This window comes from Salinisphaera orenii subsp. halophila YIM 95161, from assembly GCF_003732545.1.
In the GTDB taxonomy this organism is placed as follows: Bacteria; Pseudomonadota; Gammaproteobacteria; order Nevskiales; family Salinisphaeraceae; genus Salinisphaera; species Salinisphaera orenii_A.
The window spans coordinates 1-25,283 of sequence record NZ_AYKF01000110.1 but is presented as its reverse complement, the minus strand read 5'-3'; the positions used below and the strand labels follow the sequence as shown (position 1 = coordinate 25,283).

21 protein-coding genes and 1 pseudogene are annotated in these 25,283 nt (G+C 69.1%); 11 read left to right on the top strand and 11 right to left on the bottom strand.

Annotation, left to right across the window (positions count from 1 at the left end):
- Positions 1-67 precede the first annotated feature (67 nt).
- The 4 genes and pseudogenes from fghA to polA all read left to right on the top strand — a co-directional run bounded on the left by fghA (position 68) and on the right by polA (position 5,539).
- Complete coding sequence (gene fghA, locus SAHL_RS13715; RefSeq protein WP_123591981.1) at positions 68-916, top strand: S-formylglutathione hydrolase; 849 nt, start codon at positions 68-70, stop codon at positions 914-916.
- Between the two features lie 64 nt (positions 917-980).
- Positions 981-1,091: pseudogene (gene lptM, locus SAHL_RS18540) on the top strand (LPS translocon maturation chaperone LptM); the annotation flags it as partial.
- A 125-nt stretch (positions 1,092-1,216) separates the two neighbouring features.
- A complete protein-coding gene (lysA, locus tag SAHL_RS13705; protein WP_123591979.1) occupies positions 1,217-2,479 on the top strand; it encodes a diaminopimelate decarboxylase in 1,263 nt (420 codons plus the stop codon).
- 357 nt (positions 2,480-2,836) lie between these two features.
- Complete coding sequence (polA, locus tag SAHL_RS13700; RefSeq protein WP_123591978.1) at positions 2,837-5,539, top strand: DNA polymerase I; 2,703 nt, start codon at positions 2,837-2,839, stop codon at positions 5,537-5,539.
- 742 nt (positions 5,540-6,281) lie between these two features.
- Here the strand turns inward: polA and SAHL_RS13695 are convergent.
- Positions 6,282-6,485 carry a hypothetical protein gene (locus SAHL_RS13695; RefSeq protein ID WP_123591977.1) on the bottom strand — a complete coding sequence of 68 codons (204 nt, stop codon included), beginning with the start codon at positions 6,483-6,485 and terminating at the stop codon, positions 6,282-6,284.
- Between the two features lie 54 nt (positions 6,486-6,539).
- Complete coding sequence (gene yihA, locus SAHL_RS13690) at positions 6,540-7,151, bottom strand: ribosome biogenesis GTP-binding protein YihA/YsxC (protein WP_245968543.1); 612 nt, start codon at positions 7,149-7,151, stop codon at positions 6,540-6,542.
- Positions 7,152-7,322: 171 nt separating this feature from the next.
- Here yihA and SAHL_RS13685 point away from each other — a divergent pair, with 171 nt between their 5' ends.
- Positions 7,323-8,288, top strand: a complete 966-nt coding sequence (locus SAHL_RS13685; RefSeq protein WP_123591976.1) for a c-type cytochrome — start codon at positions 7,323-7,325, stop codon at positions 8,286-8,288.
- 2 nt (positions 8,289-8,290) lie between these two features.
- Positions 8,291-8,944, top strand: a complete 654-nt coding sequence (locus SAHL_RS13680; RefSeq protein ID WP_123591975.1) for a thiol:disulfide interchange protein DsbA/DsbL — start codon at positions 8,291-8,293, stop codon at positions 8,942-8,944.
- A 24-nt stretch (positions 8,945-8,968) separates the two neighbouring features.
- On the opposite strand, the gene SAHL_RS13675 is transcribed toward SAHL_RS13680, so the two are convergent.
- Both SAHL_RS13675 and SAHL_RS13670 read right to left on the bottom strand, forming a co-directional pair.
- Positions 8,969-10,192, bottom strand: a complete 1,224-nt coding sequence (locus SAHL_RS13675; RefSeq protein WP_123591974.1) for a L,D-transpeptidase family protein — start codon at positions 10,190-10,192, stop codon at positions 8,969-8,971.
- Positions 10,189-11,151, bottom strand: coding sequence for a nuclear transport factor 2 family protein (locus tag SAHL_RS13670; protein ID WP_184947700.1), 963 nt, complete (start codon positions 11,149-11,151; stop codon positions 10,189-10,191). The genes SAHL_RS13675 and SAHL_RS13670 overlap by 4 nt, the downstream gene beginning before the upstream one ends.
- A gap of 230 nt (positions 11,152-11,381) precedes the next feature.
- Between SAHL_RS13670 and SAHL_RS13665 the strand changes: the two genes are divergently transcribed.
- Genes SAHL_RS13665 through mtnA form a run of 3 tightly spaced genes read left to right on the top strand, consistent with a single transcriptional unit; the run spans position 11,382 to position 15,249 of the window.
- Positions 11,382-12,836 (top strand): mannose-1-phosphate guanylyltransferase/mannose-6-phosphate isomerase, encoded by a 1,455-nt coding sequence (locus tag SAHL_RS13665; RefSeq protein WP_123592054.1) that lies wholly within the window; start codon positions 11,382-11,384, stop codon positions 12,834-12,836.
- Positions 12,836-14,191 carry a phosphohexomutase domain-containing protein gene (locus SAHL_RS13660; RefSeq protein ID WP_123591972.1) on the top strand — a complete coding sequence of 452 codons (1,356 nt, stop codon included), beginning with the start codon at positions 12,836-12,838 and terminating at the stop codon, positions 14,189-14,191. Before SAHL_RS13665 ends, SAHL_RS13660 begins: the two co-directional genes overlap by 1 nt.
- 5 nt (positions 14,192-14,196) lie before the next feature.
- Positions 14,197-15,249: an S-methyl-5-thioribose-1-phosphate isomerase gene (gene mtnA / locus SAHL_RS13655; RefSeq protein ID WP_123591971.1), complete on the top strand. Its 1,053-nt coding sequence runs from the start codon at positions 14,197-14,199 to the stop codon at positions 15,247-15,249.
- 768 nt (positions 15,250-16,017) lie between these two features.
- On the opposite strand, the gene SAHL_RS13650 is transcribed toward mtnA, so the two are convergent.
- The 6 genes from SAHL_RS13650 to SAHL_RS13625 all read right to left on the bottom strand — a co-directional run bounded on the left by SAHL_RS13650 (position 16,018) and on the right by SAHL_RS13625 (position 21,714).
- On the bottom strand, positions 16,018-16,692 hold the full coding sequence (locus tag SAHL_RS13650; protein ID WP_123591970.1) for an HAD family hydrolase: 675 nt from the start codon (positions 16,690-16,692) through the stop codon (positions 16,018-16,020).
- Positions 16,693-16,721: 29 nt separating this feature from the next.
- A complete protein-coding gene (locus SAHL_RS13645; protein ID WP_123591969.1) occupies positions 16,722-17,339 on the bottom strand; it encodes a glutathione S-transferase family protein in 618 nt (205 codons plus the stop codon).
- Between the two features lie 34 nt (positions 17,340-17,373).
- Positions 17,374-18,441: a phosphotransferase family protein gene (locus SAHL_RS13640; RefSeq protein ID WP_123591968.1), complete on the bottom strand. Its 1,068-nt coding sequence runs from the start codon at positions 18,439-18,441 to the stop codon at positions 17,374-17,376.
- 13 nt (positions 18,442-18,454) lie between these two features.
- Entirely contained in the window at positions 18,455-19,171 is a 717-nt protein-coding gene (locus SAHL_RS13635) for a TetR/AcrR family transcriptional regulator (RefSeq protein ID WP_123591967.1), read from the bottom strand.
- A gap of 2 nt (positions 19,172-19,173) precedes the next feature.
- A complete protein-coding gene (locus SAHL_RS13630) occupies positions 19,174-19,875 on the bottom strand; it encodes a histidine phosphatase family protein (RefSeq protein WP_123591966.1) in 702 nt (233 codons plus the stop codon).
- 999 nt (positions 19,876-20,874) lie between these two features.
- On the bottom strand, positions 20,875-21,714 hold the full coding sequence (locus SAHL_RS13625) for a M90 family metallopeptidase (protein ID WP_123591965.1): 840 nt from the start codon (positions 21,712-21,714) through the stop codon (positions 20,875-20,877).
- Between the two features lie 60 nt (positions 21,715-21,774).
- Here SAHL_RS13625 and SAHL_RS13620 point away from each other — a divergent pair, with 60 nt between their 5' ends.
- Entirely contained in the window at positions 21,775-22,359 is a 585-nt protein-coding gene (locus SAHL_RS13620) for a hypothetical protein (protein WP_123591964.1), read from the top strand.
- A gap of 295 nt (positions 22,360-22,654) precedes the next feature.
- Here the strand turns inward: SAHL_RS13620 and SAHL_RS13615 are convergent, their stop codons facing one another.
- On the bottom strand, positions 22,655-23,551 hold the full coding sequence (locus tag SAHL_RS13615; protein WP_123591963.1) for a 5'-nucleotidase: 897 nt from the start codon (positions 23,549-23,551) through the stop codon (positions 22,655-22,657).
- Positions 23,552-23,789: 238 nt separating this feature from the next.
- Between SAHL_RS13615 and SAHL_RS13610 the strand changes: the two genes are divergently transcribed.
- Positions 23,790-25,244, top strand: coding sequence for a DcaP family trimeric outer membrane transporter (locus SAHL_RS13610; protein ID WP_123591962.1), 1,455 nt, complete (start codon positions 23,790-23,792; stop codon positions 25,242-25,244).
- Positions 25,245-25,283 lie beyond the last annotated feature (39 nt).

Here is a 25,283-nt window from a genome sequence, read left to right as displayed (position 1 = left end):
GGCCATACGCCGCGGCGCCGTATCGGTGCCGCGGCGTTTTGCGCTCCACCATCCGAGAGATCCGATCATGGAAAAGATTGACGAGCACAAGGCGTTCGGCGGCTGGCAGCGCCGCTACACGCATGCCTCCAAGGTCTGCAACTGCGACATGACGTTCGCGCTCTACGTGCCGCCGCAGGCGGACACCCAGCGCGTGCCGGTCGTCTACTGGCTGTCGGGCCTGACCTGCACCGACGAGAACTTCGTCAACAAGGCCGGGGCCCAGCGCGTGGCCGCCGAGCTCGGCGTGGCCGTCGTGGCGCCGGACACCAGCCCCCGGGGCGACGACGTCGCCGACGAGGACGTATTCGATATGGGCAAGGGCGCGGGCTTCTACGTCAACGCCACCCAGGCGCCGTGGGCGTCGCACTACCAGATGTACGACTACGTGGTCAGCGAACTGCCGGCGCTGCTGGCCGACGAGTTCAACACCACGCTCGACCTGTCCCGCGAGGCCATCTTCGGGCACTCCATGGGCGGCCACGGGGCGCTGGTCATCGGCCTGCGCAACATCGACCGGTTCGCGGCGATCTCGGCGTTCTCCCCGATCTGCGCGCCCACCGAGGTGCCGTGGGGCCACAAGGCCTTTCCGAAGTATCTCGGCGACGACCGCCAGGCGTGGCTGGCCTACGATGCCACCCATCTGCTGTCGAACGCCGACAACGCCGAGGCGCTGCCGCCGATCCGGGTGGAGCAGGGTCTGGCGGACAACTTCCTCGACGAGCAGCTGCACCCGCATCGGCTCGAGGAGGCCGCGAAGCAGGTCGGCGCCGACGTCGAGGTCAACCGGCGCGAAGGCTACGATCACAGCTATTTCTTCATCGCCAGCTTCATGGAGGACCACCTGCGCTTTCTCGGCCGCCATCTCGGCGTCTAGGCGCGACGGTCACGGCGGCGCCGCACTGCTAGACTGAGCGCCTCACTCCGCTGTCCCGACGACGATGAAGGCGAGCTCCATCGCACTGGCGCTGACCGTGTTCGCGACCGCCCTTCTGGCCGGCTGTGGCCAGAAGGGTCCGCTCTATCTGCCCGGCGAGGCGCCGGAATCCCAGACCGACGGCGCCTTCGGTCTGGACGACGAAGACGAGTCGGAAGCCGCGACCGGGAACGCCGCCGGCCGCTCCGGCGACGCGTCGTCGAACGACGGCGTGTCGATGCCCGACGACGCCTCCTAGCCATGGATCATTTCGTCTACCGCGGCGGCGTGCTGCACGCCGAGGACGTGCCGCTGCCCGATATCGCGGCGCGCTTCGGCACGCCGTGCTATGTCTACAGCGCAGCCACGATCACGCGCCATTACCGGGTCTTCGAGGCGGCCCTGGCCGACGTCGACCACGAGATCTGCTTCGCCGTGAAGGCCAACGGCAATCTCGGCGTGCTCGGCCTGCTGGCGGATCTGGGCAGCGGCTTCGATATCGTCTCGGTGGGCGAGCTCGAACGCGTGATCACGGCCGGCGGCGATCCGTCGCGGGTGGTGTTTTCCGGCGTGGGCAAGCGCGTCGACGAGATCGAGCGCGCGCTCGAGGTCGGCATCGCCTGCTTCAACGTCGAGTCGGAGGCCGAGCTGGTGCGCATCGACGCGGTCGCGCAGCGTCTGGGGGTGCGGGCGCCGATCTCGCTGCGCGTGAATCCGGACGTCGACGCGGGCACGCACCCCTACATCGCCACCGGGCTCAAGGAGAACAAGTTCGGGGTGGACATCGGCCGGGCGGAGACCCTGTATGCGCGGGCCGCGGACATGCCCGGGCTGGCCGTCCGCGGGGTCGACTGCCACATCGGCTCCCAACTGACGCGGCTGGCGCCGTTTCGCGATGCCATCGATCGTGTGCTGGCGCTGATCGACCGGCTCGCCGCGCGCGGCATCGCCGTCGACCACCTCGATGTCGGCGGTGGGCTCGGCATCCGCTATCGCGACGAGACCCCGCCCTCGCCGGCCGAGTACGCGGCCGCGCTGAGCGAGCGCGTGGCCGGACGCGATCTCAAGCTGGTCTGCGAGCCCGGACGGGTGCTGGTCGGCAATGCGGGCATCCTGCTCACGCGGGTCGAGCTGCTCAAGCCGGGCGCCGAGCCCGAGGATCGGCATTTCGCGATCGTGGACGCGGCCATGAATGACCTGCTGCGTCCCGCGCTCTACGACGGCTGGCACGCGATCGTGCCGGTCGCCGAAGCCGGCGCGGTCGCCCCGCGCCCCTGGGAGATCGTCGGCCCCATCTGCGAGACGGGCGATTTTCTCGGCCACGATCGCGAACTCGCGCTGGCCGAGGGCGATCTGCTGGCCGTGCGCAGTGCCGGCGCCTACGGCTTTGCCATGGCGTCCACCTACAACGCCCGCCCGCGACCGCCGGAAGTGCTGGTCGACGGCGCGGCGGCGCACGAGGTGCGCGCCCGCGAGACCGTGGCCGATCTGATGCGCGGCGAGCGGCGACTGCCGATCGCCTGAGACCGCTGCGGCCGCGCGAATGCTCTGCCGGGCGGGCCGACGCGTCAGGTGACGGCTAGCCGAAGAGCGCGCACGCGTATCGCGGAATCGCCGCGGCCGGCGGCGATGCCCGGTCCGAGCGAGGCCGCAGAGGTGCCGGTGCTGCTGGTCCTGACGACGGGAACAGCGGGCCTCCCCGGTGATTCGGGTGTCCGGCCGAGCGCCCGCGGCGAGTGGCAAGCATCGGACGACGACGACCGCATTGCGCTGTTCCGGCGTCCGGGCCGAGAACGACCGGCGACGACCGCGTTAAGCTGGTGCCTCCATGTTTCCCCGCCGGCCGGTTCGCCTGTCGGCGCATCGACCTTCGTGACTGCCATGCCCCAAGACACCGCGCCCGCCGGCGGGCCGCTGATTCTCATCGACGGCTCGTCGTGGCTGTATCGCGCCTATCACGTGCTGCCGCCGCTGACCAACGCCGACGGCGAGCCCACGGGCGCGATCTACGGCATGACCAACATGCTGCGCAAGTTCCTGCGCGAATACGAATCGGACCGCATCGTGGTGGTCTTCGATCCCCGCGGGCCCACGTTCCGCAACGAGCTGTTCGCCGACTACAAGGCCAACCGCCCGCCGGTGCCCGAGGAGCTCTCGGCGCAGTTCGCCGGCATCCGCGAGGTCGTGGTCGCCCTCGGTCTGCCCCTGTTGCAGATCGACGGCGTCGAGGCCGACGACGTCATCGGCACGCTCGCGGCACGCGATACCGGCGAGGTGCTGATCGTGACCGGCGACAAGGACATGGCCCAGCTCGTCGACGAGCGCGTGCACCTGCTCGACACGATGCAGGACAAGCGCACCGACGTCGCCCGCGTGCACGAGAAGTTCGGCGTGGGCCCGGCGCTGATCACCGACTATCTCGCCCTCGTCGGCGACAGTTCCGACAATATTCCCGGCGTGCCCAAGGTCGGGCCCAAGACCGCGGCCAAGTGGCTGGATCAGTACGGTTCGCTGGAAGGCGTGATCGCGCACGCGGACGCCATCGGCGGCAAGGTCGCCGACAATCTGCGTGCCGCCCTGGACGATCTGCCGCTGTACAAGGATCTGGCCACGATCCGCTGCGATCTGGACCTCGGCGCGGCCGGTACGGCGCTCACCCGCGGCGCGGCCGATCGCGAACGGCTCGCCGAGCTCTATCGCGGCTACGCCTTTCACAAGTTCCTCGAGGACATGGAGGCCGCGCCGGCGTCTCCCGGCACGCCCGAGGCGCCGGCCGAAACGCACTATCACACCGTGCTCGATGTCGACGCGCTCGAGGCGATGATGGCCAGGCTGGAGGCCGCCGACCTGATCTGCGTGGACACCGAGACCGATTCGCTCTCGGCGATGGCCTCGAATCTGGTTGGTCTGTCCTTCGCCGTCGAGCCGGGCGAGGCCTGGTATGTGCCGGTGGCCCACGACTACATGGGCGCACCGGAGCAGCTCGATCGGCAGACCGTCATCGACCGGGTGCGCGCCGTGCTGGAGGACCCCGCCGTTTCCAAGCTCGGCCAGCACATCAAGTACGACGTCAACGTCCTGCGCCGCCACGGCGTAGACATGGCCGGGCTGGATCACGACACGATGCTGGAGTCCTATGTGCTCAACAGCACGGCCACGCGTCACGACATGGACTCGCTGGCCCAGCGCTACCTCCAGCGCAGCACCACCAAGTTCGAGGACGTCGCCGGCAAGGGCGCCAAGCAGATCACCTTCAACCAGGTGGCGCTGGACGTCGCCACGCCCTACGCCGCGGAGGACGCCGACATCACGCTGCAGCTGCATCGGCGGCTCTACGGCGAGCTGGGCGAAAGCCAGCGACTCAAGGCGCTCTACGAGGACATCGAGATGCCGCTGATGCCCGTGCTCGCCCGCGTCGAGGCCAACGGCGTGCTCGTCGACCGCGATCTGCTGGGCCGGGTCAGCCGGGAAATGGCCGAGCGGATGCAGGCGGTCCAGACGGCCGCCTTCGAGGCCGCGGGCGGCGAGTTCAATCTGGGCTCGCCGGCCCAGCTCAAGGAGATCCTGTTCGACCGGCTCGAACTGCCCGTGATCCGCAAGACGCCCAAGGGCGCGCCGTCGACCGCCGAGGACGTGCTGCGCGAGCTCGCCGACCGGCACACACTGCCGGCGATGATCGTCGACTGGCGCGAGCTGTCGAAGCTGCGCTCGACCTACGCCGACAAGCTGCCGACCCAGATCAATCCGGACACCGGGCGCATCCACACCTCCTATCACCAGGCGGTGGCCGCCACCGGCCGGCTGTCGTCGTCCGATCCCAACCTGCAGAACATCCCCATCCGCACCGAGGCCGGCCGGCGCATCCGCGAGGCGTTCATCGCGCCCCCGGGCCACAAGATCCTGGCCGTGGACTATTCCCAGATCGAACTGCGGATCATGGCGCATCTGTCGGGCGATCCCGGGCTGCTGGCCGCCTTCAACGAGGAGCGCGACATCCACGCCGCGACCGCCGCCGAGGTCTTCGACACGTCGCCGGCCGAGGTGAGCGCCGACCAGCGGCGCGCCGCCAAGGCGATCAACTTCGGGCTGATGTACGGCATGTCGGCCTACGGTCTCGCCAAGCAGCTCGAGACCTCGCGCGAGAACGCGGGCGCCTACATCGAGCGCTTTTTCGAGCGCTTCGCCGGCGTGCGTCGTTACATGGACGCGACGCGCGAACGCGCGCGGGCCGACGGCTACGTCGAAACGCTCTACGGTCGCCGGCTGTACCTGCCGGAGATCAACTCACGCAACGGCGCGCGCCGTCAGGGGGCGGAGCGTGCGGCGATCAACGCGCCGCTGCAGGGCACGGCGGCGGATCTGATCAAGAAGGCGATGATCGATGTCGACGCGTGGTTGCGAAGCTCTGGTGAACCGGCGCGCATGATCATGCAGGTCCACGACGAGCTGGTCTTCGAGGTGCCGGACGCTGAGGCCGAACGGCTGGCCGACGAGATCGCGGCCCGCATGCGCGGCGTGGCCGCGCTGGATGTGCCGCTGCTGGCGGAGGCCGGTATCGCCGACAACTGGCAGAAAGCCCACTGAGTCGTCGAAATAGCAGCCAGGTGACTGTTCTCGCTGGGATAAAAAAATTTCGAAAATTTTCGGAACTCGGTGCATCCGTGCCGGTCTGATATTTCGTAAGCGCGATGCTTGCCCGCTTTTCTCCCTGAGCGGTAACCCAATCCGGTTCTCCCCCAAGACCGGAGTGCTTGCCCCGACGGTATTCCCCCTGCCGTCGGGGTTTCTTTTTGCGCGTCGTCCCGGTCCCGAAATTTTCACGGGCCCGCGGGAACTCGGCCGCAGCGGCCCTGTCTGAATCCATGCAGGCGCAATGCCTGCCCGCTTTTCTCCCTGAGCGGTAACCCCCAATCCGGTTCTTCCCCCGGAACCGGATCATTGGCCCCGACGGTTTCCCCCATCGTCGGGGCTTCTTTTTTGCGCGCCACACAACCACCGGTGTGCCCGGTGCAAACGGTGCGTGGCGTCCGGTTTGAATCTCTACCCGGCCGCGAAAAAGTTTCACCTCCGGCTGGAACTCTTCGCGACGGTGCCGGTCTCATGTCTTGCAAGCGCAAGGCTTGCCCGCTTTTCTCCCTGAGCGGTAACCCCGAATCCGGTCTCCCCAGACCGGATGAATCGCCCCGACGGTATTCCCCCTGCCGTCGGGGCTTTTTTATCCCTGAGCAATCAGCGATCTCGGCTATTTATGACACAGAAAAACCGGCGCGTCGACTCGACGGCGCCGGTTTCCCGACCAATGGTCGTCAGCAGTCGATGAGCGCGCTCATCGCGGCGGAGAAACACCGGTCGAATCAACGAGTTGGTCGCGCAGGCTCAGCAACATGAGCTCATGGAACAGCGATTTGATCGCCTGGGAGCGGTGTTCGCGGGCGTCCCAGGCCATGCGCAGGGTGCCCGACTCGGCGTCGAGAATCTCGAGCCGCGGCGAGCCTTCACGATCGAGCCATGCCTTGATGTCGTACGCCATTGTGATCGCCCTCTGGTGGATGGCGATTCGAGAATACATAGGAATGATTCTCATTTACAAGTCGTCGACGTCCGGCGGATACGCCAGCGCCGCAATCGTCTCGCGCGCCTCGTCGATGCCGAAACGCTTGCTGGCCGAGAACAGCTGCGCGCTGGCACCGTCGACCCTGCGCCCCACGCCCCGCAGCGCCTCGATCTGCTGGCTCCGGGGCAGCTTATCCGCCTTGGTCAGCACCAGGTGAAAGGCCAGCCCGTAGGCGCCGCCCCATTCGAGCAGCTGGCGATCGAAATCGGTCAGCGGCCGGCGCGCGTCCATGATGAGCACCACGCCGGCCAGCGGCTCGCGCTGACCGAGGTAGTGCTCGATGAGCGCCTGCCAGGCGGCCTTGGTCTTCGGCGGCACCCGGGCATAGCCGTAGCCGGGCAGATCGGCGAAGCACAGGGCCTCGCCCACGAAGAAGTTGATCGCCTGAGTGCGCCCCGGCGTCTTGCTCGTGCGCGCCAGGCCCGTGCGCCCGCAGATGGCGTTCAGTGCGCTCGACTTGCCGGCGTTGGAGCGCCCGGCGAATGCGATTTCCGGGCCCGCGGGCGCCGGAAAGGCGCGGGGCGTGGGCGCGGAGCACACGAATCGCATGTGATTGAAGTCGTTGATGTGGAGCGCACTCATGAACACGGCATCCGGTTGTGGCGTGGTGGCGTGGGGCGTCGCGCCCGGTCGGGACTGCGGCCGTGGCACCGGGTGGTATACAATAAATCCGTTTTCCACTGACGGTTGCAATCCGGTGGTCGCCGGCGCGCCGTCATTGTGCTGCCGATCCGTATCGGGGACGAATAGGACATGACCAAGCGCTTCTTTGTGTTGTTCGGGCTGATGTTGTGTGCGGGTGCCGCCGGTGCCGCGCCGCTGGTTGACGGCGATGCCGAGGCCGGCAAGGAAAAATCCGCGTCCTGTGCAGCCTGCCATGGTCCGCAGGGCAACATGGAATCGGAGCAGTTTCCAAAGCTCGCGGGCCAGGGCGCACCCTATATCTACGAGCAGCTCAAGCTCTTCAAGTCCGGCGATCGACAGAATGCGGTGATGGCCGGCCAAGTTGCGGGTCTGAGCGAGCAGGACATGCGAGACCTCGCGGCCTATTTCGCCGACCAGCAGACCCGCCCGGGGGCCGCGAGCGAGAAGATCGCCCCGGCGGGCGCCAAGCTCTACCATGGCGGCGACACCGAAGAGGGCATTCCCGCCTGCGCCGGCTGCCACGGGCCGGCCGCGCTCGGCAATGCGGCCGCGAAGTATCCGCGGCTGTCGGGTCAGAATCCGCAGTACATCGCAGCCCAGCTCAAGGCCTACCGCGACGGCGAGCGCACCGGCTATGCCAAGGCCGAGATCATGAACGCCGTCGCCGAGGAACTCAGCGATGACGACATCCAGGCGCTGGCGTCCTACGTCGCCGGCATCGCCCCCGCCCAGGAAGGGTTCACCAACGACAAGGGCGCGTTGATGCAGCAGGTCGCCGGACCGGCCGCCGCGGCCGGTGGTGGCTCGAGTTCGGGCGGCGGGTCATCCGATTCCGAGGACGCCTCGAGCGATGACGACGGCGAATCGGAGTCCTCCGGCAGCGATGAGGGCGACAGTGCCGACTCGGAGCAGGCCGGCGGCAGCGACGATGACGGCTCCGATTCCGAGTCTGCAGACGAGAACGGGAACGACGCGGATGAGGACGCCTCCGCCGACTCGGGCAGCGGCGACGAGGATAGCGGCGACGGCCAGGCCGACGACGCGAACGACGGCGAATCGCAGGCCGGTGAATAATCATGCGCGGTCTGGACCATCATCGCATCGCGGCCTTCGTTGTCGGCCTGCTGATGTGCGCGCTTTCGACCAGTAGCTTCGCGCAGGGTCTGGTCTCGCGTTATGTCGAGGGCGAGCACTACCAGGCGATCGAGGCGCCCGTGGCGACGCCGGACGATGACCGGATCCACGTCGTCGAGTTCTTTCTCTACAGTTGCCCGCACTGCTATCACCTTGAGCCCGAGGTCGAGGCTTGGCGTGAGCAGCTCGGCGACGACGTCGCCTTCTCGCGCGTGCCGGTGCTCTTCGGCAACGGCGGTCAGAAGTACGCCCGGCTCTACTACGCCGCACAGCGCCTCGGCGTGCTCGACGAGGTGCACGCGGACATCTTCCGCGCCATTCACGAACAGGGTCGACGCCTGTTGTCGCAGTCGGACATGCGCGCATTCATGGTGGACCACGGCGTCGACGGTAAGCGTTTCGATGCGGCCTTCGACAGCGATGCCGTTCGCGAGAAGGTGGCGGCGGCCGGCGAGATGATGCGTGCGTTCAACGTCACCGCGACCCCGAGCCTGGGTGTCGCCGGGCAGTATTGGATCAGCGGCCGCAGCGCGGGTAGCAACGAGGCCATGTTCGATGTGGCCGACTACCTCATTCGACGGCAGCGCGAGGAATAGACCGGGCGCGCCGACAGTTCTCGCTCAGTCGGCTTCGGTGTCCAGCACGATCCGCCAGCGGCCGTCGTCGTTGCGCTGCCAGTACTGGGTCTTGCGGTCCTTGGAGCGGTAGTTGTTGCTTCGATAGGCCTGGTCGAAGGTGACCTTCACCATCTCTTGCTCGCCGGGATAGCGGAAGATGCTGAGCTGGTCGATATCGACCGATATCTTCTCCTTCCGAGCGTTCACTTTTTTCTTGTAGGCCGCGTAGGCGGCTTTGTCGCGACCTTCGTCGCTGACGAAATCGGCATCGTAGTAGGCCAGATGCGCCGAGGTGTCGATCGCCTCCCAACTGTGGCGCCAGTCCTCGATCGCCGCTCGCACTTCGGTGCGGATGGTTTCGGCCTCGGCGGGCGACACCCAGTCGACGCCCTGGGTCATGATCACCGGCGTGGCGCCCACGTCGACGCGCTCGCGCAGGCGCTCGAAGTCGTCGTTGGCGATCACCACGCAGCCCTCACTGGCCTGCGGCGAGCGGGCATAGGTGGCGCGCGGCACGCCGTGAAGCCAGATTCCGTGCCCGGTGCGGCCACGGGTGCGATCCAGCGCATTCGGGTAATTCACCGGCAGTGCGCCGATGCCGTAGAGTTCCGGCAGCTGGTTGTCGTTGAGATAGCGGGTGACGTGATAGACCCCGACCGGGGTGCGCATGTCGCCCTCGGCCTCCTTGCCCGCGCCGCTGCTGCCGATCGTGGCGTAGAAATCCGCCATCAACCGGGGCGCGCCGTCATCGTTGGCGAACAGATAGACGCGGTTGTGGTCGAGGTCGGCGACGATGGCGTGCTCGTGCTCCGGTGCGAGCTGGACGATCGCGTTCGGTACTCGGCCGTCGGTCGCGGTGTTGCTGCGATGATTCCAGCGCGACTCGGCCTCGGCGAGCAAGGCGTCGCGCCGCTTGGCCACGTCCTCGCCGATCAGCGGATCGATACTGCGCCCGGCGCGCGCGACCATCAGTTCGCCGTAGACGAGCTGGGCTAAACGAAAGTTCGGCCGCTCGTCGATCAGATCGGAGAGATCGTCGATCGCGCGGTTGTAGTCGCCCTGGCGCGCGAGTGCGATCACCGTCATCAGCCGTGTCTCGGCCTCCGAGTGCAGCGGGGGGCGAGAGGTCGCCGGTGGTTCGCTGTCGGCCGTCGCGGACGGCGCCCCGAGGGTGCCGCCGAGCAGGCCCAGGGCGAGTGCGATCAGGCGTGGCGCGGCTGGTGTCATCGTCCCTCGTCGACCGTGGTCTCCCGCAGAATGCGCCAGCCGCCGTCGGTGCGCGTCAGCAGCAGGCGCTTGCGGGTCCGGTCACTGTAGCGCGGTGATTCATAGCGCTGGGTGAAACTCACCCGTACCCGATCCTCGGCGATCCGTTCGATCTGCGGGGCGTCGATATGGATGTGGATATCGTCCGGCCGGGCGAGACGCGCCTTGCGTACCGACAGCCACTGCGCACGGCCGAGGTCGTCGCCGGGATCGAAATCCTCGGCATAGAAATCGGTGTAGGCCGCGAAATCCTGGTTCGACCAGGCGATCGCCCAGGCGCGCACGCTCTGAAGGATGCTGCGATCGTCGCCCGCCGGCGGCGGCTCGCCCGGTGCGGGCGTGTCGCCCGTCACCGGCCGGCGCACGGGCGCCGGCGTCTCGGTCTGCCCCGGGGCGACCGACTCCTGCGCGTAGTAGAAGCGATCGAGCAGGGTCAGCGGGGTCTTGGCGTCGACCGCGTCGGAATCCAGCGCGTTGCGGTAGGCCAGTTCCGCGAGCGCGGTGTAGACATCGCCGAGGTTGCGATGTGCGGTCGCATAGGCGGGCTGCGTGGCCAGCGCCTTCTCCAGCCAGTCGCGGGCGGCCTCGAGCTCGCCGCGCTCGGCGTGCAGGACCGCGAGGTTGTTCGCGGGCTCCGGCCGCAGCGGATAGTCCGTCGCCAGCTCCTCGTAGGCATCGATCGCAGCTTGGATGTCGCCGCGACCGGCCAGCGCCCGGGCGTGCAGGAAGCGGGCGTCGCGATCGCCCGGGTGGGCCTCCAGATAATCCGCGGCCTGGCTCGCGGCCGCCTCGAAATGGCCGGCGTCGATTTCCGAGTGCAGATCGTCCAGCGTGACCGTCGCCGCGATCGCCAACGACGGCAGCACGATCAGTGCGCCGAGACGGCGGGCGCAGCGACGCGCGGCGGATCGTCGCGTCACGGGTGGTTCATCCTCTGTGCCCCTCAGTACATCGCCGAAGCCGGGTCCCGACGATCGCATCTCACAAATGACCGAAAATTATACAAAATCGGTGGCGGTACCCGGGTCGTCCGACAGCAACGCTGGTGGGAGGCCCGCCCGGCAGGGTATTTTAGAATGCTCATTTTTCGCCGAACGCGCAGGCCGGGCCCGTACGAGCCGCCGTGGCCGACTGCAATCTGGAGATCGACATGCTGATACCGGTCCTGCTCGCCGGTGGCACCGGGACGCGTCTGTGGCCGCTTTCGCGCCAGAGCCGTCCCAAGCAGTTTCTGGCGCTCACGGGCGACGCCACCCTGCTCGAACAATCGCTTGCACGGGTGCGCCGGTTGCCGGATCTGGGCGAGCCGCTGCTGATCGGCAGCGCCGAACACCGCTTCGTCATGGCCGAGCAGATGCGCGCCGCCGAGATGCCGGGACGCGTGCTGCTGGAGCCGGCGGCACGCAACACCGCGCCGGCGGTCGCGGCCGCCGCGCTGGAGGCGCGCGCGCGCCACGGCGGCGCGGCCGAGCTGCTGGTCATGCCCACCGACCACGCCATCGGCGACAACGATGTGTTCGCCCGCGCCGTGGCGCAGGCGCGGGCGGGCGCGGCCGCCGGGCGGCTGACGCTGTTCGGCGTGACCCCAGACCGGCCCGAGACCGGCTACGGCTACATCCAGGCGGGCGAGACGCTGGCCGAGGGCACGCGCGCCGTGCAGCGTTTCGTAGAAAAGCCCGACGCCGAGCGTGCCGCGGCATATCTGGCGGCGGGCGACTACTTCTGGAACAGCGGCATGTTCCTGTTCACCGCCGACGACTATCTCGACGCGCTGGCCGAATACGCCCCCGAGATCCACGCCGCCGCCAGCCGCGCCCACGCCGAGGCCGAGGCCGACATCGACTTCCTGCGTCTGGATGCCGAGGCGTTCGCCGCCTGCCCGAGCGATTCCATCGACTACGCCGTCATGGAAAAGACCGAGCGTGCGGTCATGGTCGCGCTCGACGCCGGCTGGAACGATCTCGGCAGCTGGTCCGCCGTGGGCCGCGCGGTCGGCGCCGATGCGGCCGGCAACAGCCGCCGCGGCGACGTCTGGCTCGAGGACGCCGAGAACTGCGTCGTTCACAGCGACGGCCGCCTGGTGGCCGCGCTCGGCCTGCGCGACACCCTGGTCGTGGAGACCGCCGAAGCGGTGCTCGTGGCCGACCGCGGCCGCGAACAGGAGATCAAGGGGCTGGTCGAGTCGCTGCGCGCGGCCGGCCGTGCCGAAGCCACGGAATACCGCAAGGCCTATCGGCCCTGGGGCAGCTACGAACAGATCGCCGCCGGGGCGCGTTTCCAGGTCAAGCACATCCGCGTCACCCCGGGCGGCCGGCTGTCGCTGCAGAAGCATCACCATCGGGCCGAGCACTGGGTCGTCGTCCACGGCACCGCCCGGGTGACCTGTGACGGTCGCGAGAGCCTGCTCACCGAGAACCAGTCCACCTACATACCGCTCGGCGCCGTCCATCGGCTGGAAAACCCCGGCAAGGTCGATCTGGACCTCATCGAGGTCCAGTCCGGAAGCTATCTCGGCGAGGACGACATCGTGCGCTTCGACGACGTCTACGGCCGCGCCGATGCCGCGCCCGAGCCCGCCGCGAGCGACGGCAAGGAGTCTTCCTGATGGGTCAGTACTATCCGTTCTTCAAGGCCTACGACGTTCGCGCCCGGGTGCCGGACGAGCTCGACGCCGATCTCGCCCGCCGCATCGGCCGGGCGTACGCGGCCGAAATCGGCGCGCGGACCGTGGTCGTCGGCCGCGACATGCGCCTGTCCAGCGCCGAACTGGCCGATGCCCTGATCGAGGGCCTGACCGCCGGCGGCGCCGATGTCCTCGACATCGGCCTCTGCGGCACCGAGGAGGTCTACTACGTCACCTTCAGCCAGGCCACGGACGGCGGCATCATGGTCACCGCCAGCCACAACCCGAAGGATTACAACGGCCTGAAGTTCGTGCGCGAGGGCGCGCGGCCGATCTCCAGCGATACCGGCCTGTTCGATATCGAGAAACGCACCCACGACAACGACTTCCCGACCCCGGCGCGCACCGGCGAGCGCCGCGCGCTGGATCATCGGCCGGGCTACATCGACTTCCTGCTCGGCCAGATCCGCCCCGAGAATCTCAGGCCGCTGCGCATTGTGGCCAACCCGGGCAACGGCTGCGCCGGGCTGATCGTCGATCCGCTGTCCGAGCGGCTGCCGCTGGAGATCGTGCGCCTGCACTTCGAGCCGGACGGCGAGCTGCCCAACGGCATTCCCAACCCGCTGCTGCCCGAGAACCGCGAGGCCACGGCCGCCGCGGTGCGCGAACACGGCGCCGATTTCGGCGTCGCCTGGGACGGCGACTTCGACCGCTGTTTCTTCTTCGACGAAAACGGCGAGTTCATCGAGGGCTACTACATCGTCGGCCTGATCGCGCAGATGCTGCTGGCCATGAACCCCGGCGAGGCCATCGTCCACGACCCGCGCCTGACCTGGAACACCCTCGCCCAGGTGCGCGAGAACGGCGGCACGCCGGTCCAGTCCAAGTCCGGCCACTCGTTCATGAAACAGGTCATGCGCGAGGCCGACGCCCTCTACGGCGGCGAGATGAGCGCGCACCACTACTTCCGCGACTTCTCCTACGCCGACAACGGCCACATCCCGTGGCTGGTGATGGCGCAGCTGATCTCGGAGTCGGGCAAGCCGTTGTCCACGCTGGTCGCCGAGCGCATCGCGGCCTACCCGGCCTCGGGCGAGATCAACCGCGAGATCGGCGATCCCGACGCCGCCCTGGCCGATCTGGAGCGCCACTACGGCGCGGCCGCCCAGTCGATCGAGCACGTCGACGGCCTGTCCATGGACTTCGGCGAATGGCGCTTCAACGTGCGCAGGTCCAACACCGAGCCGGTGGTCCGCCTCAACGTCGAGACCCGCGGCGACATCGAACTCATGCGCGCGAAGACCGACGAGCTGCTCGCCCGTCTGGCAGCCGGCTGATCGCCATGCAGGATCGTTCGGGGATGGCGCTGCGCGTCGAGGCCGACCGCCTGTACCTGCTGGACCAGTCGCGGCTGCCGCAGGAGCAGCGCTGGCTGGCGATCGACGACGTCGATGCGCTGGTCGAGGCCATCCACGCGCTGCGCACCCGCGGCGCGCCGATGATCGCGATCGCGGCGGCGCTGCTGGTGGCCGTGCGGGCCGAGCGCGGCGACGATCGCGACGCCGTTGCTGCGGCCGTCGCCCGGCTGCGTCGCGCCCGGCCGACCGCGGTCAACCTGATGCACGCCATGGACGCGCTGACCGACGCACTCGCCGCGCCGGACTGGCGCGCGGCCGTGATCGCGAGCGCCGAGGCGCTGCACGACGGCGACCGCGCGCTCTGCGACGCCCTGGCCGCCCACGGCGCGGCCCTGATCGGCCCCGGGGAGCGCATTCTCACCCACTGCAACACCGGCGGTCTGGCCACCGCCGGCATCGGCACCGCCCTGGGCGTCATCCGGCGCGCGCACGAACAGGACAAGGGCGTTTCGGTATGGGTCGACGAGACCCGGCCGCTGCTGCAGGGCGCGCGCCTGACGGCCTGGGAGCTCGGTGAGCTGGGCGTGCCGTACCGCCTGATCACCGACAGCATGGCCGCCGGGCTGATGGCCGCCGGGCGCGTGGACCGGGTGATCGTCGGCGCCGATCGGATCGCCGCGAACGGTGATGTCGCCAACAAGATCGGCACCTACGGCCTGGCGGTGCTCGCCCGCCACCACGGCGTGCCGTTCGCGGTCGCCGCGCCGCACACCACGCTGGATCCGGCCTGCGCGACCGGTGCCGCGATCCCGATCGAACAGCGCGCCGCCGCCGAGGTGCGCGGCGTGACGGGCGCCGCCGGTGAACTGTGCTGGGCGCCCGCCGACGCGCCGGTCGACAACCCGGCCTTCGACGTCACCCCGGCGGCGCTGGTCGACCACTGGGTGCTGGATACGGGCGTATTCGATGCGGCGGCCGTCGCCGCCGGCGCCCTGACCCACGGCGGGGCGGGCCTGCCGGCCACTGCGCCGGCCTGAGCGCCGCGGAGACCGGTGCTCCGATCGACCCGCGGCGGCGACGGATCAGCGCGGGCCCGCGCCTGCGAACGATCGCGGCCCGGATGACGCGAATGCCGGGCCGCGGTGCTGCGTCGTGCGCGCGTCGGCGGGCCGTCGCGGCGTGATCGGACCGGTTTCCGGCGGCCATTGAATGCGGTTCGAGTTCGAGTCCACGCCCGGTAAGGTCCCGCCGCCGTGTCGTGGGCCGACCACTAGGGTGATCTTCGACGACGATGTGCGTCGGGGCGTACCGGGGCAAGGTCGCCTCGCCGCCCGGATGTGTGTCGCGATGGCGATCAGACCGGAACTGCGCGGGTCCGTGCGGTCGCTGCACTCGGCTGCAGCTCGAACGGTGTGTCGTCCGCTCGACTCGGTGATCGCTGCGGTCCAGGGGCTGTTGATGTCTCGTAGGAGTCCGCGCCCAGCGCTTTTGTCCCGCCATACGAGGCGTAGTGCGGCGCCGTGCAGTCACGCTGCACCAGCGTGCTGAAACGCCGGATTACCGCATCTTGTGAATGTCATGGGCGCCTGTCCCGAAGGATTGGGCCACCCATTGAACAAGGGTGCGCGCTCGGCGGCGTTGCAAGCCTGGGCCGTGGCACGCCCAGAGCCGGCGGCCCGGGCCTTGTCGGACACGATGTGCAGTCTCCAACGCGGCGCGTACGAAACGTCAACAGGCCTTGGCGCGCGACGGCCATCCGGCAGGCCACCGGCCGCAGGGCGGCGGTGCCCCGGCGCGGCGGCGTCTCAGAGCAGTTCGATGGCGTCGAAACCGGGCACCCAGGGGTGGGTTTCCCGGCGTTCGGCCCGTTCCGCGGCAGCGTCGTCGCGGGCGATCCAGCAGGTCTGCCAGCCGGCGGCCGCGGCGGCGTCCAGCGCATCGCCGCGGCTGGACAGGAACAGCAGGGCGGCCGGCCGTTCGCCCAGCGCCTCGGCGATCGCCCGGTAGCTGGCCTGGCGCGTGGTCCCGCCCATGCGGGTGTCGAAGTGGCCGCCGAACAGGTCGCCGAGATCGCCGCGGTCGCTGCAGGCGAGCATCAGCCGCTGCACCGGGGCCGGCACCGCGGCATAGACGAACAGCGCCCGGTGATCGTCGGCCCAGGCCTGGAGCCCCGCCGCGGCGTCGGCGTGGATGCGGGCGGCGATGTCGGGGTCGGCCACGCGATCCGAGCCGACGGGCGGGGCGTCCGGGTCGGCGGCCGGCAGCTGCGCGGCGAGCTCGGCCAGCACGCGCTCGACGTCGGCCTCGGGTTCGCCGGCCTGTTCGCGCAGGGCGTCGAGACAGGCCAGGACCGCCGGATCGTCCGGATGCGCCCGGACGTAGCGGGGCAGGTCGTCGGCGGCGGTGGTGGCGTCGACCGTGGTACCGACGAGATCGGTGACGATGGCCACCACGTCGGGACTGGTGTTCTCCGGGTTCATCGGCGCGTTCCGGGCGGGTTAATGGGGCTTCAGGCGCGGGCGCTGGGGCGCTCGGACACGGCCGCGTGCCAGCGCGCGAGGTTCGGCCGCTCGTCGCCGATGCGCAGCTTGATCACCCGCGCGAAGTCCACGGCGCAGACGGCGGTGATATCGGCCACGGTGAAGGCCTCGCCGGCGACATGGCTGTGCTCGGCGAGGTGGCGGTCCATGAAGTCGAACATGGCCGTGGCGCGCTCGAAGCTGATCTCGCCGAACTCGGCCGAGCAGCGTTCGCGGTCCTTGAAATGGCCGGTGATGTTGCGGAATGCCATGGCGACCGGGAACAGCAGGTTAAGCTCCATGCGCCGGTTCCACATCTCGACCACGGCCCGGTCGCGGGCGTCGCGGCCGAGCAGCGGCGGTTCGGGGTGGAGTTCCTCGAAATAGCGACTGATCGCCATGGAATCGCCGAGGCACAGGCCGTCGTCCAGCTCCAGCGTGGGCACCGTTCCCATGGGATTGCGGCGCCGGTAGTCGTCGCCGAGGTTGTCGCCGGCGGCGAGATCGAGCTGCACCACCTCGATACTGTCGAGGTCGATGCCCTTTTCGGCCATGAACATGCGCGCCCGGCGCGGATTCGGGGCCTGCTGGGTGTCGTAGAGCTTCATGTCGGGTCTCCTGGTGGGTGGGTCGTCGCCGCGTTCAGGCCGCGGCGCGGATTTCGCGTTCGCACTGCGCGGCGAGCACGTTGACCGCCTGCCCGAAGCCGGCGAAGCGTTCGTCCTGCGTCTTGCCCTCCACGTAGCGCTTGTAGATCTGCTGGAGGATGGCCGCCAGCCGGAACAGGCCGAACACGCGGTAGAAGGGCCAGTCGTCGATGGCGAAGCCGGTCTTCTCGCGATAGCGGGCGAGCATCTCGTCGCGGGTGAGCATGCCGGGCAGCTGGGTCGGGCCCATGCGGATGTCGATCAGCGGCTGCGGATCGTCGGCCTGCACCCAGTAGGCCATGGAGCAGCCGAAGTCCATCACCGGGTCGCCGACGGTGGCCATCTCCCAGTCGAGCACGCCCACGATCCGGGTCAGGTCCGCGTCGAAGACCACGTTGTCGAGCTTGTAGTCGTTGTGGATGATCGCGCGCCGCTGTACGTCGGGCATGCGCGCGTCGAGCCAGTCCATGATCGTCTCGCAGTCGGCCACGTCGTCGGTGCGGGCGTTGCGATAGCGCTTGTTCCAGCCGCCGATCTGGCGCTCGATGTAGCCCTCGGGGCGGCCGAAGTCGGCCATGCCGGCGGCATCCACGTCGGTGGTGTGCAGCGCGGCCTGCACGTCGAGCAGCTGCTCGCACAGGCGCGCGGCTCCGGCTTTCGAGAGTTCGACGTCGGCGGGCAGGTCGCGGCGCAGGATCACGCCCCGCAGCCGCGCCATGATGTAGAACTCGGCGCCGATCACGGATTCGTCGGTGCAGTGCAGGATCGGCCGCGGCGCCGGGTCGAAGACCGCGTGCAGGCGGCTGAGCACGCCGTATTCCCGCCCCATGTCGTGGGCGGAGGCCACGTTGCTGCCGAACGGCGGCCGGCGCAGCACGTACTCGGCGCCGTCGACGACCAGCAGATAGGTCAGGTTCGAGGCGCCGCCCGGGAACTGGCGCACCTCGATGTCGCCGGCGGCCGGGACGAGTTCGGGCGCGTGCTCGCGGCAGTAGGCGGTCAGCGCGGCGGCGTCGAGCGCTTCGCCTTCGCGGACGTCGGTCGCGGAGTCGATATCGGTCATGGTTGCGAGCCTCTCATGGTTCGGCGGTCAGGTGGGCCTCGGCGGCGGCGATCACCATCGCCGCGTAGGCGTCGACGTCCAGACCGCGGTCGCTGTGCTTGCGGCGCTTGAGATACCAGTCCTGCAGCATGGCCTTGATCAGCCCGGCCGCGGGTTCGGGCGCCAGCGCGCGATAGTGGCCGGCCGCCTGGCCGGCGCGGATGATGTCGGCGAGCACGGTCTCGGAGGCGCGCTCCATGGCCATCGCCTCGCGGCGGCGCGGCGCGGCCAGATGGTGGGCCTCCATGTAGAGAAAGAAAAACCAGTCGCGCAGCGCCTCGGTCACGTAGATATGGGCGTGCACCGCCGCCGCCAGCCGCTCGCGGGGGCCGGCGACCTCGGCCAGGGTGTCGTCGAGCACGCGGTGCAGCGTACGCCCGATCTGGCGCTGGACGATCTGGGCGAGCTCGTCCTTGCTGCGGATGTAGGCGTAGAGCCCGCCCAGCGACAGGCCGCTGGCGGTGGCCAGCTCGCGCAGCGTCATGCCCGCGAAGCCGCTGCGATTGGCCAGGCGCAGCATGGCGCCGACGATACGGGCGAGATTGTCGGCCGCCACCGCGGGTTTGCGCACGCTGATCGAGTGCTCGCCGTCGGCCACGATCTGTGCGCACAGCGCGGTCGTGGTCAGTTCGTGGCGCTGCGCGAAGCGGCGCAGCGAGGGCACGGGCTCGGACGCGGCGTCGGCAGTCATGGTCAGCGAAACGTGACCAGCGCGGGATCGCCCGCGGCGTGCTGGGCGGATATGTCGTTGAAACCGGTCAGTCGCCAGCCGGCGCGGGTCGAACGCAGGCTGCTGACGGCGCCGTTGTGGACCGACCAGTTGAGCTCGAGCGTGCGCGCGGGGCCGGCGTCGGTCGCCGCGGCCACGGCCACCGCGATCGGGCCCCCGGAGGTGAATACGGCGACGCGGGCGTCCCGCGGCTGCTCGCGGTGGAGCCGATCCAGGGCGGCCTGCACCCGGGCCCGGAATGCGTCCCAGCGCTCGCCCACCGCCTCGGCCCGCGGCGCGTCGGCGATCCAGGCGCGGGTCACGGCCTCGAAGGTCTTCTGGAACAGCCGCCTATCGCGGGTGATCTCCTCGCGCCGGGCGGCGAGCCCGGCATCGGCCTCGAGCACGCCGGGCAGATAGGCCGTGAACAGCGCTTCGGCGTCGTACTCCGCGAACCCGGTATCGGTCGTCAGGGTCTGCGCGGGGTCCCAGTGGACCAAGGCCAGCTCGGCGGTGTGGCGTTGACGCTGCATGCCGCCCGTCAGCGCGGCGTCGACGTGCAGGCCGCGTTCGGCCAGCTGTCGGCCGACCAAGCGCGCCTGGCGTTGTCCGGTCTCCGACAGCCGGTCGTAGTCGTCGGTGCCGAAGCGGGCCTGGCCGTGGCGGATGAGCAGCAACTCGGACATCGGGCGACTATAGGCAGGCCGCCGGTCGCGGTCAACGAAAAACGGACGTTCGTTCGATGGACTGGCTTCGCCGTGAGGTCATACCGAACGGGCGATGACGGCGAGTCGGTCGAGCGCGGCTCGGACGCCGCCGTGTTGCACGACGGCACCGACAGTGGCCGCGGCTTCAGACGGAGTCGGGCTGGCGGTACCCGGCGTTTCAGTTCGTTCAAACGTCCGGTGGGCGTGTCACCGGTACGGGCCGCGAGTCGGCCGGGCGCGTGCTCGGCCGCGGCATTTCGGAATCGTACCGCGCGGCGGTCGCCGCTTCGGGTCCTTGGCCCCGTGATCGCCTCGTCAAACCTGCGACTTCGGCGTCGGCTCATGCCGGCCTGGGACGGTGCCCGTGGGTACGGGCGACCGCCCCCGACGGCGCCCGCGCGGCACGCCTCGATGGGCGCTCACAAAGACACTGACAGTGGCGGAGTCGGCACGTCCCGTGGCAGGTTCACGATGCCGTCGGCCGCATCCATGGGCCGAGTCCGCACTCGCGCGGCCCGGCCGATTGACGGCCGTGGCCGAGCGGCGGCTGGGCGTTGCGTCGCTGCATGACGCCGGCGTGTCCGGTGCGGAGACGAGCGGAAAGCACTTTACCGCGCCGGGAGCGAATATCGGCACGGGTTCGGTCGTGACGGCTCGCGGTATCGGCTGATACCGGGGCTGTGACGGGTCGCGGCGGTGTCGATGCCCTGCGTGCGTGAGCTTGCCCGGTATGACGTCCTCACCCCGCATCAGGCCGATGTTGCGATCGGCGTGCCTCGAGCGGCTGCGTTCGCCTCGCGTGCCGGCAAGACCGCGGCCCGTGGCGGCGCCGTGCCCGTTCGCTCGAACCGTACGCGGCGAGACACCGGGCAGCGACCCGTGGCGGCGCCCGGCGTGACCGTCATCGACGTCGCTAGGCCGGCCGCCGTGGGTGCCGCGGCTTCTCGCTTCGGGTCGCGCCTCGGATGAGGCGTGCGCTCACGTGCCGTCTTCTTCGCCGGCGCCGGCTGGCGGGCCGAAGTCGGGCGGCCGGGCGGCGGTGTCGATGTCGAAATAGGCCACCATCACGGCGTGGAGCCGGGGATGCGCCGCGGCGAGTGCATCGCCGCGCTGGAAGAAGGCCTCGACGGCGACGGCGAAGAACTCGGTGGGGTTTTCGGCGCCGTAGACGTCGATCACCGGCGAGCCCTCGGCGCGCAGCCGTTCGAAGGCGTCGCCGAAGGCGCCCGACCAGCCGGCGAAGTCGTGCATCGGCGGCGCGCCCTCCGCTTCGGGGGCGGCGAAGTCCAGCAGGTGCGCGAACTCGTGCAGCACCACGTTGTGATCGGCGCCGGCCAGGGCCTCCACGATGTCGCGCCACGACAGGATCACGCGGCCGCCGGCCCAGGCCTCGCCGGAGGCGAGCATGGGCAGATCGTCCACCAGGCCGTGCTCGTCCGGGTCGTCCTGCGGGATGTAGAAGGCGTCCGGATAGACGAGAATCTCCCGCGGCAGGACGAAGTCGCCGGGCTCGGCGCCCAGACAGAGCAGGCTCGCCTGGCCGGCGATCACCCGTTCCATTCCGCGGGTCACGGTGAGGCCGTTGCAGCCGATGAACGACACCTCGGCCAGCAGGCGCGCGCTGTGCTCGAGCAGCCGCTCGCGCTGATCCGCATCCAGCAGGTCGCGCCACGGCAGCGCCGCGACGAGGGCGTCGCGCTCCCGCGAATCCAGATCCGCCGGCGCCCGCCAGCGGCGCCGCAGGTGCGGATAGGCCATAATCAGCGCAGCAATCGCCAGCGCCCCGGCGATGACCAGTATCGCGCCGCCCGCGTTCATGCCGGTGGCCGGGGACTAGGATGGCGGAGGGCGTCACGCACGGGCGGGTCGGGCTGGATCATGTCGTTGCTGTCGATCGTACAGAGCATTTTCGGAACCGTGACGTCCTTCGTCATCTGGTCGGGGCTCGTGTATCTGTTCTACGTGCTGCGCAACCGCAGCCTGGAGCACAAACTGCGGCAGCTCATCCGGCCTTCGCGCAGCGACCCCGACGAGGATCGCGTGCACGTCATCTGCGCCAACGGCACCGATGTGCGCGTGACCGTGCGGGACGTGCGCCTGATCACCACCGACGACAACCACATCAGCCTGACCTATCTCGGCGACACCGGCGACGTGATATCGCCGCGCCGGCCCAACGACATCATCGCGCGTCGCCGCAACGGCGTGACCATGAGCGAGGAGAAGGCCGGCCTGATCGAGCGCAACTTCGTCGAGCTGCCGGCCCAGACCGCCGGGCTCTGGGCGCTGACCGCGGCCCAGGTGGGTCAGGCGGATTCGCGCTTCGCCCAGTGTCTGCTCGTCATCGACTATCCGACCCTGCTCAACACCCGCAAGCTGATGGTGGTCACCGCGACCGACGACATCGTCGCGGCGCTCAACGACGATTTCCGCACCTATCTCGCCGAGCGCGATCTCGGTTAGAGCCTGTTGACGTGCCGTAAGCACGCCGCGTTGGAGGCCGCAAACCGTGGCTGGCAAGGCGCGGGCCGCCGGCTCTGGGCGTGCCACGCCCCCGGCCTGCAACGCCGCCGGACGCCCATCGTTATCGAATGGGCGGCCCAACCCAACCCTTCGGGACAAGCGCCTATGGAATTAACAAGAGGCCGCAATCCAGCGTTGCAGCACGTGGGTGCAGCGTGACTGCACGGCGCGCACTACGCCTCGTCTCGTCGAAAAACTGCGCTTGGCGCGGACGCGGACGAAACCTCAACAAACTCTAGGACGGCTCGTTGGCCACGCCGTGGGGCACGTGGCCGGCGGCGACCCGGCCCGCGGCCCGGCCGATGTGGCTGGCCTGGTCGTCGAAGAAGATGTCGGCGCCGAAGGCCTCCAGGAAGCGTTCCTTGCTCATGCCGCCGAGAAACAGCGCCTCGTCGATGCGGATGTGCCAGGCCCGCAGCGTGCGGATCACGCGCTCGTGCGCGGGGGCGCTGCGCGAGGTCACCAGCGCGGTGCGGATGGGGCAGTCGGCCGGATCGAACTCGCCCTGAATCCGGGTGAGCGCTTCCAGGAACGCCTTGAACGGCCCGCCGGGCAGCGGCTCGTCGGCGGCGCTGGCCTCGCTGGCCGTGAACGCCGCCAGCCCCTGCTCCTTGAAGATGCGTTCGGCGTCGTCCGAGAACAGCACCGCATCCCCGTCGAAGGCGATCCGGAGCGCGCCCTCGCCCCGGTCGAGCGACTGGCCCGGACCAATGGTCGCCGCGGCGCAGCCGGCATTCAGCGCCGCGCGCACGTCGTCCGGATCTGCGGACAGGAACAGATCGGCCCCGAAGGCGCCCACGTAGCGGTACGGCGAACTGCCGCTGGTGAACGCCGCTCGTGTGATCGGCAGGGCGTGGTGGGCGATGGAGTTGAACACCCGCAGGCCCGTATCGGCACTGTTGCGCGACAGCAGGATCACCTCCACGCGCTCGTGCTCGGCGTCGTTGAGCGCGAGCAGCTTGCGCACCAGGTCGAAGGCCACCCCCGGCGCGAGCACGTCCTCCTCGTGCGCCATCTGGTAGTCGCAGTAGGCCTCGCGGCCGTGCTCCTCGAACACGCGATGGCTGTCCTCGAGGTCGAACAGCGCCCGCGACGAGATCCCGATGACGAGTTTCTGCTTGGGCTGATTCACGACCGCCAGTGTAGCGTCGCCGGGACGCCGCGCCTACGGGCGGACCGGGTCCGGGCCCCGGCCCGCGAGTTCATGTCTGCCCTATGTATGTGCATGATTTGTGCGACATATTCGTGCACCAATTTTTCGGGAATCTTTGATTCAGCGGCGTGGCGCGCGTGTGAAGAATGGGTTACAGTCCCCTGAACCGGATCGTGTTTGGGGCACGGTTTGGGGGGTTTATCACAGGGAGAAAATCATGAGCACGACACCGAAGCGCACCACGCGTGTGGGCGCAGCCGTCCGCGGCGTACTGGGCACGACCATCGCCGTACCGCTGTTGTTCTCGGCCATGCCGGCCGCGGCGCAGAGCCAGCAGCAGCAGATGCAGGAACTGCGTCAGCAGATCCAGGAGTTGCAGGGCCGTTTCAACGATCTGCAGGCCCAGCAGCAGCGCACCGAACAGCGTGCGGAACAGGCCGAACAGGCCGCCGCGGAGACGTCCGCCTCCGATGACGACGCATCCGGCTTCAAGGTGGGCAACACCACCATCGAGCTGACCGGTTACATCAAGGCCGACGCCGTGTACGGCTTCGAGGACGACTACGGCGCCTCGCTCGGCCCGTCCGATGCGATCGGCACCCGCCTCGCCGAAGGCACCGACAGCCCGGGCGACGAGACCCTCGGTGCCACCGTCAAGCAGACGCGGCTCAAGCTGGCCACGACCACGCCCACGGCCCTTGGCGACCTCGGCGGCTATATCGAGATGGACTTCTACGGCCGCGGCGACTTCGGCTTCGACACCGGCCCGCAGCCGCGCGTGCGCCGCGCCTATTTGACGCTGGGCAACTGGCTGATCGGCCGCGACTGGTCCACCTTCTCGGACTTCAACTACGGCACGATGCTCAACTTCTACGGCCCGCAGGCCCAGCTGTTCGAGCGTCAGGCCCAGGTGCGCTACACCTTCGATCTTTCCGAGGACAGCTCGCTGGACGTCGCCCTCGAGGCGCCGCAGGGCCAGGGCTTCTTCGGTCCGGACGATAACAACGTCGCGAACGTCGGTTTCGGGTCCACCGCGGACAGCAACGCGATCGATGATACCGATCAGCCGCTGCCGGACTTCACGTTCCGCTACAAGGCGGCGCCCACTGACAGCTTCAGCTTCCAGTTCGCGGGCGTGGCCCGGAAGCTGCAGGGCGATGTGCTTAGTGAAACGGTAGACGCGGATGGTAATACCGTTGCGTCATACGGTTTCGATTCCGGTGAGGAGAGCACATTCGCATGGGGTTTGGATGCCGGTGCGAGCTGGAGTCTGCCGACCGGCACGACGCTCATGGCGACCGTCTCCGGCGGTGAAGGCATCGCCAAGTACATCTATGCCCCCGCCGGCGCCCCGGACGGCTACGTGACCAGCGACGGCGATCTAGAGCCGATCAGGCAGTGGGGCTTCATCGGCACGATCTCGCAGGATCTGGCCGAGAAGTGGACCACCAATCTGGTCTACGGTCAGGCCTACTCCGAGGATCCGGACGACGCCGCCTTCGATACCGGGGATCTCCACGACGAGTCGTCCTCGCTGGCGGTCAACCTGCTGTACACGCCGGTGGATCCGTTCACCGTCGGTATCGAGTACAACCACGTGGACTACGAGCAGCAGAACGGCCTCGACGCCGACGCCGATACGGTGCAGGCCTCGGCGATCTACAACTTCTAGATCGCAGTCGTCTGTCGCGGCGCGACCGCGTCACGAAAA

Coding starts and splice junctions, on each gene's coding strand:
- polA (WP_123591978.1), top strand. CDS start 2,837: ATGCCCCAAGACACCGCGCCCGCCGGCGGGCCGCTGATTCTCATCGAC.
- SAHL_RS13610 (WP_123591962.1), top strand. CDS start 23,790: ATGAGCACGACACCGAAGCGCACCACGCGTGTGGGCGCAGCCGTCCGC.
- fghA (WP_123591981.1), top strand. CDS start 68: ATGGAAAAGATTGACGAGCACAAGGCGTTCGGCGGCTGGCAGCGCCGC.
- SAHL_RS13620 (WP_123591964.1), top strand. CDS start 21,775: ATGTCGTTGCTGTCGATCGTACAGAGCATTTTCGGAACCGTGACGTCC.
- SAHL_RS13625 (WP_123591965.1), bottom strand. CDS start 21,714: ATGAACGCGGGCGGCGCGATACTGGTCATCGCCGGGGCGCTGGCGATT.
- SAHL_RS13645 (WP_123591969.1), bottom strand. CDS start 17,339: ATGAAGCTCTACGACACCCAGCAGGCCCCGAATCCGCGCCGGGCGCGC.
- SAHL_RS13650 (WP_123591970.1), bottom strand. CDS start 16,692: ATGAACCCGGAGAACACCAGTCCCGACGTGGTGGCCATCGTCACCGAT.
- SAHL_RS13685 (WP_123591976.1), top strand. CDS start 7,323: ATGACCAAGCGCTTCTTTGTGTTGTTCGGGCTGATGTTGTGTGCGGGT.
- mtnA (WP_123591971.1), top strand. CDS start 14,197: ATGCAGGATCGTTCGGGGATGGCGCTGCGCGTCGAGGCCGACCGCCTG.
- SAHL_RS13660 (WP_123591972.1), top strand. CDS start 12,836: ATGGGTCAGTACTATCCGTTCTTCAAGGCCTACGACGTTCGCGCCCGG.
- SAHL_RS13675 (WP_123591974.1), bottom strand. CDS start 10,192: ATGACACCAGCCGCGCCACGCCTGATCGCACTCGCCCTGGGCCTGCTC.
- SAHL_RS13630 (WP_123591966.1), bottom strand. CDS start 19,875: ATGTCCGAGTTGCTGCTCATCCGCCACGGCCAGGCCCGCTTCGGCACC.
- SAHL_RS13680 (WP_123591975.1), top strand. CDS start 8,291: ATGCGCGGTCTGGACCATCATCGCATCGCGGCCTTCGTTGTCGGCCTG.
- SAHL_RS13640 (WP_123591968.1), bottom strand. CDS start 18,441: ATGACCGATATCGACTCCGCGACCGACGTCCGCGAAGGCGAAGCGCTC.
- SAHL_RS13635 (WP_123591967.1), bottom strand. CDS start 19,171: ATGACTGCCGACGCCGCGTCCGAGCCCGTGCCCTCGCTGCGCCGCTTC.
- SAHL_RS13695 (WP_123591977.1), bottom strand. CDS start 6,485: ATGGCGTACGACATCAAGGCATGGCTCGATCGTGAAGGCTCGCCGCGG.
- yihA (WP_245968543.1), bottom strand. CDS start 7,151: ATGAGTGCGCTCCACATCAACGACTTCAATCACATGCGATTCGTGTGC.
- SAHL_RS13665 (WP_123592054.1), top strand. CDS start 11,382: ATGCTGATACCGGTCCTGCTCGCCGGTGGCACCGGGACGCGTCTGTGG.
- lysA (WP_123591979.1), top strand. CDS start 1,217: ATGGATCATTTCGTCTACCGCGGCGGCGTGCTGCACGCCGAGGACGTG.